This is a genomic window from Actinocrinis sp. (genome assembly GCF_035650855.1).
Classification (GTDB): Bacteria; Actinomycetota; Actinomycetes; order Streptomycetales; family Catenulisporaceae; genus Actinocrinis.
The window spans coordinates 19,001-27,372 of sequence record NZ_DASRGV010000060.1; the positions used below are offsets into that span (position 1 = coordinate 19,001).

Consider the following 8,372-nt stretch of genomic DNA (forward strand, 5'->3'; position numbering starts at 1 on the left):
GATCGTCCCCCTTCAGGCCTTGGACCCGGTGATCAGCCGCTCCCGGTCGAACATCGCGGAGACCAGCCTCCAGGCGGCCAGGTCGATGGCGAGCAGTCCCGCGCCGAGCAGCAGCGCGAGCCTGAGGGTGGGGGTGATGGCCCCGAAGCCCATCAGCGCCGTGACGGCCAGCGGCGGGAGGCTGACCAGCGTGCTGAGCTGCTGGGAGACCCGCACGTCGCTGGTGCGGGTGGAGATCGCGATGCCGGCCCAGATGGACCAGGCGGCCAGCAGCGGGGTGAACAGCAGCTGGGCGAGGATGCGGCCGGCCTGGAAGATGTCGTCGGCGACGTTCGGATGGGCGAACAACCCGGCGAAGGCGAGGAAGAGGCCGTACATGACGTACGAGATGACGAGCGTGGGCAGGTAGGCGGCCAGGGCCTTGCCCAGAAGTAGTTCCTCGCGGCGCAGCGGCGTAGTCAGTACGGGTTCGAGGGTGCCCTGCTCGCGTTCTCCCACTACGGCGTAGGAGGAGACGACCGCGGGCACCAGCGCCGGGATGAGGGTGAGGTAGAGCAGGGAGAGCCCGATCCCCTTGTCGAGTTTGGCCGCGGGGACGTCGCCCGGCAGCGAGAAGATCACCACGATCGGGGCGATCATGAACAGGACCGGCATGATCGCCATGGTGTAGGCGATGAAGCGGTTGCGCCGGTAGTCGCGCAGCTCCTTGACGATCACCGCGCGGATCCGGGTGGTGCTTAGCTGACCGGTTGTCATCGCTGCTGCGCCTCCACGTCGGTGTCGATCAGTTGGAGGTAGACGTCTTCGAGGGAGTGCTGGGTGGGGCTGAGCGCGAGCAGGTCGGCGCCGGCCGCGACCAGCGCGCGCGCCGCCGCGGGCGCGGCTTGCTCTGGGTCGGTGACGGTCAGCAGGTAGGCCCCGTTCTCGCCCTGGTGCCAGCCGTCCGCGCCGGGCAGGGCGCCGAACACCGCCGCGGGGTCCGCCAGCGGTGCGCGCGTGCGAATCTCAAGGACCTTGCTGAAGAGTTGCTCCCGCAGCTCGTCGGGGCGGCCGATGGTGCGCAGGGTCGTGTTCATGATGCCGACCCGGTCGCACAACCGCTCGGCCTCGGCCAGCCGGTGCGTGGTCAGGAAGATCGTCACGCCCTGCTCGCGGAGCGCGGCGATCAGATCGTGCACCTCGCGCGCCGCGACCGGATCGAGGCCGGAGGTGGGTTCGTCGAGGAAGAGCACCTGAGGATCGGTCAGCAGCGCCCGGGCGAGTCCGACGCGCTGGCGCAGCCCCTTGGACAGGGAGCGGCACAGGTCGTCGGCCCGGTTCTGCAGGCCCACCGCCTTGAGGGCGCGTTCGATGCGGGCCCGGCGGTCGGGCAGCTCGTAGAGGCCCGCGAAGTAGGCGAGGTTCTCCGCGACGCTCAGCCGCAGGTAAAGGCCGGGGGCTTCGGGCATGACCGCGATCCGGCTGCGGATCGCGACTCCGTTGTCCGCGTTCAGGGGCAGCCCGGCGACCCGCGCCGTGCCGGAACTCGGCACGATCAGGGTGCCGAGAGTGCGCACCGTGGTGGTCTTGCCGGCGCCGTTGGGCCCGAGGAAGCCGAACACCTCGCCGTACTCGACGCTGAAGGACACATCCTGGAACGCAGTGCGTTCACCAAAGCGTTTGGTCAGGTTCTCCACGACCAGTGCCGGTCCGGCGGGTGGCGTTTCCGCGCGCATGCATAAAGTGATATCACTTTACCGGGGGCGGGTCAAAGACCTGCCTGGTCTTCAGGCCCCGGATACGCCCTGTCTCCCGGGACCGGCGACGGTGATGGCGAGCAGCGCCGCTCCGAAAACCGCGGACGCGCACAGGTTGGCGCCGAGGTCGCCGCCGGGTCGGCCGGGCCACGTCCATGGAGTGTGCCAGTTCTCGGTGAGTGCATACGCGCCGAGGACCCAGTAGGACACCGGGCCGGCCCAGGCGAAGTGGCCGCCGACGAGAACCGCGCACAGTATGCCGATCCCGACGAGGCCGGCCGTGTCGCGCAGCGCGGAGAGCTCACCCGCGGGCATCGCCGTGCCGAGCACCCCGACGTAGACGACGACCAGCGCCGCCGCCGTCAGCAGCAGCGCGGTCGCGAGCCGCAGCAAAGGCAGCCGACGGCCGGCGATCCGTTCCGCTTCGCCGAAGGGTCCGTGAAGAGCGGCACTGACGATAGCCGCGGTCGCTGCTTCGAGCAGAAGGCTGAACTGCTGCGCCGAGGCCCTTGCGCCGGAGTGGTTGGGTTGGCTCAGCGCGCTGCCCAGGCAGTGCGCACGGAGTACTGGAGGGTGAAGACCACGTCGTCGCTCACCTCGGCGAACTGTCCGATGAACGCCAGGTTCGTCGAGCCCTCGGGCACGGTGGCGCCCGCGCGAGCTGCGGGCGCCACCCTGACCACCTTCGCCGCGGCGCGCGTGCATGGCAGGGGCCGAAAGTCGCGTGATCGCACGGAACTCGTCCCGCGCTCGAAGGCGGCCCGCCGGCCCTATGTGATGGGGAAGTCGAAATAGGTGTCCGGATAGGGTTCGTGGCGCAGCGTGTAGTGCCACCACTCGCGCTCGTACGAGCTGAACCCGGCGCCCTCCATGATGATGCGAAGGTGTTGGCGGTTCCTAGCCTCGACCGGATTGATGCCCCGCGCTCCGTGGTGCGAGATCGGATCCATCAGGTCATGGTCGCCGCCCATGGCGGCGAGCTCACCAGTAGCCAGGTGATAAATCGTCAGGTCGACTGTGCTGCCCCGGCTGTGGCCCGACTTGGTGGCCACGTAGCCCTTTTCGAACATCTCAGGCCTGTCGATGTTCGGATAGTGCCGTAGCTTCGTGCGGCCGTCCTCCGGCTGCTTTGACCAGCGCAGGAAGCAGTCTACGGCGCATTGTGGGCGGTAACCGTCCCAGAGAAGCAGGCCGAAGCCGAGCGATTCGGCTTTTTCTCGTGCCCTCTCCAGCGCCACGCATAAGGCCGTCGTGCCGACAATTCTGTTCGCCAGGTATCCGTCCACCGGCTTGCCGGTGAAGTTGTCCCACGTAGCGTACTTGGCGTCCCAGCGCACGCCGGGTATGAGCTCGTCCACGAAGACGAAGTCATCCCTCATCGCCGGTATCCCGTCAATGTCAGCGACACCAACTGGTCGATCACTTCAGCGAGCGGCAGGCCGGCGGCCGCCATCATCCTCGGGTAACGGCTGTATAAGGTCATTCCAGGAAGCGTGTTGACCTCGTTGAGTACCACTTCCCCGTTATCCTTCAAGAACATATCCACCCGCGCGAGCCCTCGGCAGCCCAACGCACGATATACCGTCCTTGCCGTCTCCTGGACCAGCGAGCGCGCTTCTGCTGAAATATCGGCCGGAACGATCGGCGTCGAGTTCTCGGAGCCGCTTTCAGGATCGCTCTCCTGGTGGATCTTGAAGAAGCCGTGGGATAGCTCGATCCGATCCACCTCGCCGGCGATCAGGTCCGCGTCGTTGCCCAAGATGGCGCATCCGACCTCGCTGCCGACGACGGCCTCTTCGATCAGCACCTTCGTGTCGTACTGCCGAGCGTCCTCCACCGCGCTCGCCAACTCCTCCTCCCGGGACACCTTGTTCACGCCGAAAGAGGACCCCGACCGGGCCGGCTTCACGAAGACCGGATAGGTGAGCTGGTCGGCTTCGATCTTCTCGTTCGCCGTGACCGTCCAGAACTTCGGCGTGGCGATTCCCGCGCTGCGAGCGACAAGGTAGGTAAGGGACTTGTCCATGCACAATGCGGAACTCTGGATGTCGCAGCCCACGTAGGGAATACCGGAGAGCTCCAGCAGACCCTGCATCGCGCCGTCCTCGCCGAGTTTGCCGTGCAGGACGGGCAGCACGACGTCGAGGCCGATCGTCTCGAACCTCCCGCCCTCCAGAACGGTCAACCCGCGCACGCTCCGGTCCGGCGACAGCACCGCGGGACGGCTGTCACCGTTCTCCCAGTTCGCGTTGGGGCCGTCGCAGAGCTTCCAGGCCCCGGTCTTCGTGATCCCGATGTAGAACGGTTCGTACTTCCCGAGGTCGAGGCTCTTCGCCACCTCCTGTGCGGACTTGATAGAGATGGGGTGCTCCTCGGAACAGCCCCCGAATATGATCCCGACCCTCAATCTATCCATGCCGCTTCCCGCTTTCGAATTTCAGACAGTTGATGATGGAGTTTTCCACGGTGTCAGCCAGAGCGTGGTCCGTGTAGTACGCGGTGTGCGGGCTGATGAGCACGTTCGGCATTTCCTGCAGCCGCGCCAGGGGCTTACTTTCGATACTCTTGCCTCTGCAGTCAGCGTAAAATATGCCCTCCTCCCCCTCGACGACATCCAACGCCGCCCCACCCAATCGACCGCTTTCCAGCGCTTCGACCAGACCCTCGGTATCGACGAGTGCACCACGCCCCGTGTTGACGATGATCGCGTCGCTCTTCATCCACTCCATACGCCGGCGATTTAGTAAATGATGCGTGTCCGCATTGAGCGGCGCGTGAAGCGTGATCACGTCACTCGACCGCAGCAGTTCATCAAGGGGCAAATAGTCCGCATCCACTCGCGGACGAGTGTCACACGCCAGTATTCGACAGCGGAACCCGCGTAGTCTGTCGATAACCGCTGCACCGATGCGCCCGGTTCCGATCACCCCGACAGTCAGGTCACGTAGTTCTTTCCCGCGTGCTTCATTCAGCCGGTAGTCGTGAACATCAGCTCGCCTGATAGTGGATTTCGCGTTCCGCAGCACCATCAGCATGAGCATCAGCGTGTAGTCCGCGACGCTATCTGGCGAGTAGGCGACGTTCTCGACACAGATGCCGACGCTCTCCGCGTATTCCACGTCGATGTGGTTGTAGCCGATGCTCCTTGTGGAGATGTACTCGACGCCAGCCTGGCTGAGCGCAAGCAGAACGGGGTTGGCGACTTGGGTTTTGTGGCCGATGCTGATGCATCGATTTCCCAACGCCAGCTCTACGTTGCCGCCAGATGCCGGCGCCGCCTCGATCGTCGGTATCACGCCGAAGCGAGGCGCCAACTGCTGGAACAAGACGGCCTCGTCCGGCTCACACCCGTAAACCGTGATCCCCGTTGTCGGGGCCTCACCGCCCGCCGCGCCACCTACACGACCGTGCTCGGACGCCGGTGATCCGGTCCGGAGGGCCGCTGTTCGTGCCGGTTCGCTGTACGTCACGCGTCAAGTCAAGCCAGCGCGGTGTTGCCAGCACGTATGCGGTTTTCGATATGCCGACAATATGCTCCAGCTGAGATCATCGAGAGCATGCGCGTGTTGGTTGTCGAGGACGAGCCCGACATGGCGGAAGCCATCCGCGATGGCCTGCGTCTGGAAGCGATCGCGGCCGACATCGCCGGCGACGGCGACACCGCGCTGGAACTGCTGAGTATCAACGCGTACGACATCGCCGTCCTCGATCGCGACATCCCCGGCCCCTCCGGCGACGAGGTCGCCGAACGCATCGTCGCCTCTGGCAGCGGCACGCCGATCCTGATGCTCACCGCCGCGGATCGGCTCGACGACAAGGCCTCCGGGTTCGAGCTCGGCGCGGACGACTACCTGACGAAGCCGTTCGAACTGCGCGAGCTCGTGCTCCGCATCAGGGCGCTCGACCGCAGGCGCGCCTACAATCGGCCACCCGTCCGCGAGATCGCAGGCCTGCGACTGGATCCGTTCCGCCGCGAGGTCTATCGCGACGGCCGGTATGTCGCACTCACCCGAAAGCAGTTCGCCGTGCTCGAGGTCCTCGTCGCTGCCGAGGGCGGTGTGATCAGCGCCGAGACGCTCCTGGAACGGGCTTGGGATGAGAACGCAGACCCGTTGACCAACGCCGTGCGCATAACGGTCTCGGCCCTACGCAGACGACTCGGCGAACCGTCGATCATCGCTACCGTGGCCGGTGTCGGTTACCGCATCGACACCGGGACAGACAGAGGCACAGACACAGACACCGGCACAGAGACAACCCGCCCTGGTGGCAATCATGAATAGACGCCCAGGGCCCAGCGCCCGGCTCAAACTCACCCTCAGCTACGCAGGATTCCTCCTGCTCGCCAGCACCCTCCTGCTCGCCGTCATGTGGATATTCGTATTGCGGTGGCTGCCGAACATCGACCCCAGAGCCGTCCAGCAGTCGCTTTCCGCCCAGAACAGGGCCGGCGTCGTGATCATCGCCGGGCTCAACCGCGCCGCGGTCCTGAACGGCTTCGCCCCCGCCGCGGCCATCGCACTGGCCTTCCTCCTCGTATTCGGCCTGGTAGGAGGGTGGTTCCTCGCCGGCCGGATGCTCGCACCGCTCACCCGGATCGCGTACGCGACGCGCATGGCCGGGACCGGATCCCTCTCCCACCGCATCGGGCTCCTAGGCCGCCGCGATGAGTTCCGCGAGCTCGCCGACGCCTTCGACACCATGCTCGCCCAGCTCGAAGCGCACGTCGCCGCGCAGCAGCGATTCGCGGCCAACGCATCGCACGAACTGCGCACCCCGCTGGCCATCACGCAGAGCCTGCTCGACGTCGCCCGCAACGACCCGAACCGCGACGCCGCCGCGCTCGTCGAACGCCTGCGCGCCGTCAACTCCCGCGCGATCGAGCTGACCGAAGCGTTGCTGCTGCTCGGCCGCGCCGACCAGCGATCCTTCAGCCGGGAGCGTGTCGACCTCTCCCTCATCGCCGAGGAAGCCGCGGAAACGCTCCTCCCCCTCGCCGAAAAGCGTGGCCTCACCATCGAGACCTCCGGGGACATCGCTCCGGCCCGAGGCTCGGAGGCCCTCCTACAGCAAATGACGACGAACCTCGTGCACAACGCGATCGTCCACAACCTGCCCGACCGGGGCACCGTGTGGATCACGACGAGCGTCCTGCCCCAGACGGTGGCGCTCATGGTCGAGAACACCGGCGAGGAACTCAGCCCGCAATTGGTCTCGACGCTGACCGAACCGTTCCAGCGCGGCACCGAACGCATACACGCCGACCAAGCAGGCGTCGGCCTCGGCCTGGCAATCGTGAAAAGCATCGCCGAGGCACACGACGGAACTCTCACAGTCACCCCCCGGCCCGCCGGGGGCCTCCGCGTCACGGTGCAACTTCCCGCCTGAGCGGACGCCTAGTCCCTACAGCCCCTACAGTCCCTACAGTCCCGGGCGACGCACCCACGTCAGCCGTGGCCACACGGTCACCGAAACGGCGAGTAACACCGCGACCACGGGCGTCAGCGAAGCAGCGGCCGTGGCCCGGTGCACCGCGGACAGAATCGCGACCGCGACGACGGCCAGCACAAAGCCCACGTCGGCGAGCGCGAAGCGGATCGGCACAGTCCTGCGGCCGTAAGCCGCCCACCCGAGGATCCTCGCGCACACGAGGCTGGCCGCCAGCGTGGCGATCAGGCCCGCGAAATCGTTGCTCGCGTGATAGATCGGGCTGTCCTGCGGACCTGACGACGCGCGTCGACTCAATCACCGCCGGCAGAAGTCGACGACATTGTGCTGGGGAAGCCGGCCGCACGGCCGCGCACATCGGCGCCGCGCTGTAAGCGTCGGCTGCGGACCGGTCGGCGACCCCTGCGAACGCGAAGGCGATCGCGGCCAATGCGCAACCGACCGGAATCAGCACGAAAACCCCCATGACAGCCGACGAGGCGATCCGAAGCGTCTCATCTGCGCTTCCTGCATCTGAAACCCGTGTGCCTTCCCAGCCACAGCTCCCCCTCCCCCCGCTGCCGGCCGCATTGGCACGTGCCGCATCGCACGTCACCGCACACGCGCCTCCCGCCGGCATGTTAGCCCACGAACATCAGATCCGCGTTGCGCTCAGCCCGGTCTGTGTCCGCCAAGCCTCGCCGCCGCAGCGCCACGCCTGTCCTACGCCTCCCGCGTGCGAACCAGCCGTGCCATCTGTCCGGAAGAAACCGGTTGATCGCGCTTGCCGCAGCGGATAGGAACTGGGACATGCTGCGTGGTGAGAAGATCGGGCTGCGCGCCCGGCACGAGTCCGACGTTCCCGTCCTGCACGTCGAGCTCTACGACGATGTGGTGACCCAGTCGCGGGCCGGTTCGCGTGCGTGGCGTCCGATCGCCCCCGGATCCGCCGAGTCGCCGTTCGCGGTCTCCGGCCCGGCCGATGACGTCGCCCGCTTCTCCGTCGTGCGGCTCGCCGATGAAGAGTTAGCGGGCTCGGCGCTCTTGTGGGGCATCGACCTGCACAACAGGACGGCTCACCTCGGCCTCTCGCTGCGCCCGTCCTTTCGCGGTCACGGCTTGGGAACCGATGTCGTGCGAGTGCTCTGCCAGTACGGCTTCAGCGTGCGCGGTCTGCATCGGCTGCAGCTTGAGACCTTGGCCGATAAC

Annotated in this window: 10 protein-coding genes and 1 pseudogene; 3 read left to right on the forward strand and 8 right to left on the reverse strand. The window is 66.6% G+C overall.

The window, feature by feature from the left end; translation table 11 throughout:
• Positions 1–12: 12 nt before the first annotated feature.
• The 7 genes and pseudogenes from VFB40_RS04860 to VFB40_RS04890 form a co-directional block, all read right to left on the reverse strand.
• Entirely contained in the window at positions 13–756 is a 744-nt protein-coding gene (locus tag VFB40_RS04860; protein WP_324848065.1) for an ABC transporter permease, read from the reverse strand.
• Complete coding sequence (locus VFB40_RS04865; protein ID WP_324848066.1) at positions 753–1,715, reverse strand: ABC transporter ATP-binding protein; 963 nt, start codon at positions 1,713–1,715, stop codon at positions 753–755. Before VFB40_RS04865 ends, VFB40_RS04860 begins: the two co-directional genes overlap by 4 nt.
• Positions 1,716–1,766: 51 nt before the next feature.
• Positions 1,767–2,129 (reverse strand): hypothetical protein, encoded by a 363-nt coding sequence (locus VFB40_RS04870; protein WP_324848067.1) that lies wholly within the window; start codon positions 2,127–2,129, stop codon positions 1,767–1,769.
• Between the two features lie 146 nt (positions 2,130–2,275).
• Positions 2,276–2,380: pseudogene (locus tag VFB40_RS04875) on the reverse strand (oleate hydratase); the annotation flags it as partial.
• A gap of 126 nt (positions 2,381–2,506) precedes the next feature.
• The gene (gene vanX, locus VFB40_RS04880; protein ID WP_324848069.1) at positions 2,507–3,115 is read right to left on the reverse strand and encodes a D-Ala-D-Ala dipeptidase VanX; all 609 of its coding nucleotides are present in this window, start codon (positions 3,113–3,115) and stop codon (positions 2,507–2,509) included.
• Positions 3,112–4,152, reverse strand: a complete 1,041-nt coding sequence (gene vanA, locus VFB40_RS04885; protein ID WP_324848070.1) for a D-alanine--(R)-lactate ligase — start codon at positions 4,150–4,152, stop codon at positions 3,112–3,114. The genes vanX and vanA overlap by 4 nt, the downstream gene beginning before the upstream one ends.
• Positions 4,145–5,098 (reverse strand): D-isomer specific 2-hydroxyacid dehydrogenase family protein, encoded by a 954-nt coding sequence (locus VFB40_RS04890; RefSeq protein ID WP_324848075.1) that lies wholly within the window; start codon positions 5,096–5,098, stop codon positions 4,145–4,147. The genes vanA and VFB40_RS04890 overlap by 8 nt, the downstream gene beginning before the upstream one ends.
• 195 nt (positions 5,099–5,293) lie before the next feature.
• Between VFB40_RS04890 and VFB40_RS04895 the strand changes: the two genes are divergently transcribed.
• The gene (locus VFB40_RS04895) at positions 5,294–6,019 is read left to right on the forward strand and encodes a response regulator transcription factor (protein WP_324848071.1); all 726 of its coding nucleotides are present in this window, start codon (positions 5,294–5,296) and stop codon (positions 6,017–6,019) included.
• A complete protein-coding gene (locus VFB40_RS04900; protein WP_324848072.1) occupies positions 6,012–7,124 on the forward strand; it encodes a sensor histidine kinase in 1,113 nt (370 codons plus the stop codon). The genes VFB40_RS04895 and VFB40_RS04900 overlap by 8 nt, the downstream gene beginning before the upstream one ends.
• A gap of 33 nt (positions 7,125–7,157) precedes the next feature.
• On the opposite strand, the gene VFB40_RS04905 is transcribed toward VFB40_RS04900, so the two are convergent.
• The gene (locus tag VFB40_RS04905; protein WP_324848073.1) at positions 7,158–7,481 is read right to left on the reverse strand and encodes a hypothetical protein; all 324 of its coding nucleotides are present in this window, start codon (positions 7,479–7,481) and stop codon (positions 7,158–7,160) included.
• Positions 7,482–7,973: 492 nt separating this feature from the next.
• On the opposite strand from VFB40_RS04905, the gene VFB40_RS04910 reads away from it, so the two are divergent.
• A partial coding sequence (locus VFB40_RS04910) for a GNAT family N-acetyltransferase (RefSeq protein ID WP_324848074.1) occupies positions 7,974–8,372 on the forward strand: 399 nt, incomplete at its 3' end.

Bases quoted from the DNA above. Each gene is read 5' to 3' on its own strand.
- VFB40_RS04860 (WP_324848065.1), bottom strand. From the start codon at position 756: ATGACAACCGGTCAGCTAAGCACCACCCGGATCCGCGCGGTGATCGTC.
- VFB40_RS04865 (WP_324848066.1), bottom strand. From the start codon at position 1,715: ATGCGCGCGGAAACGCCACCCGCCGGACCGGCACTGGTCGTGGAGAAC.
- vanX (WP_324848069.1), bottom strand. From the start codon at position 3,115: ATGAGGGATGACTTCGTCTTCGTGGACGAGCTCATACCCGGCGTGCGC.
- vanA (WP_324848070.1), bottom strand. From the start codon at position 4,152: ATGGATAGATTGAGGGTCGGGATCATATTCGGGGGCTGTTCCGAGGAG.
- VFB40_RS04895 (WP_324848071.1), top strand. From the start codon at position 5,294: ATGCGCGTGTTGGTTGTCGAGGACGAGCCCGACATGGCGGAAGCCATC.
- VFB40_RS04900 (WP_324848072.1), top strand. From the start codon at position 6,012: ATGAATAGACGCCCAGGGCCCAGCGCCCGGCTCAAACTCACCCTCAGC.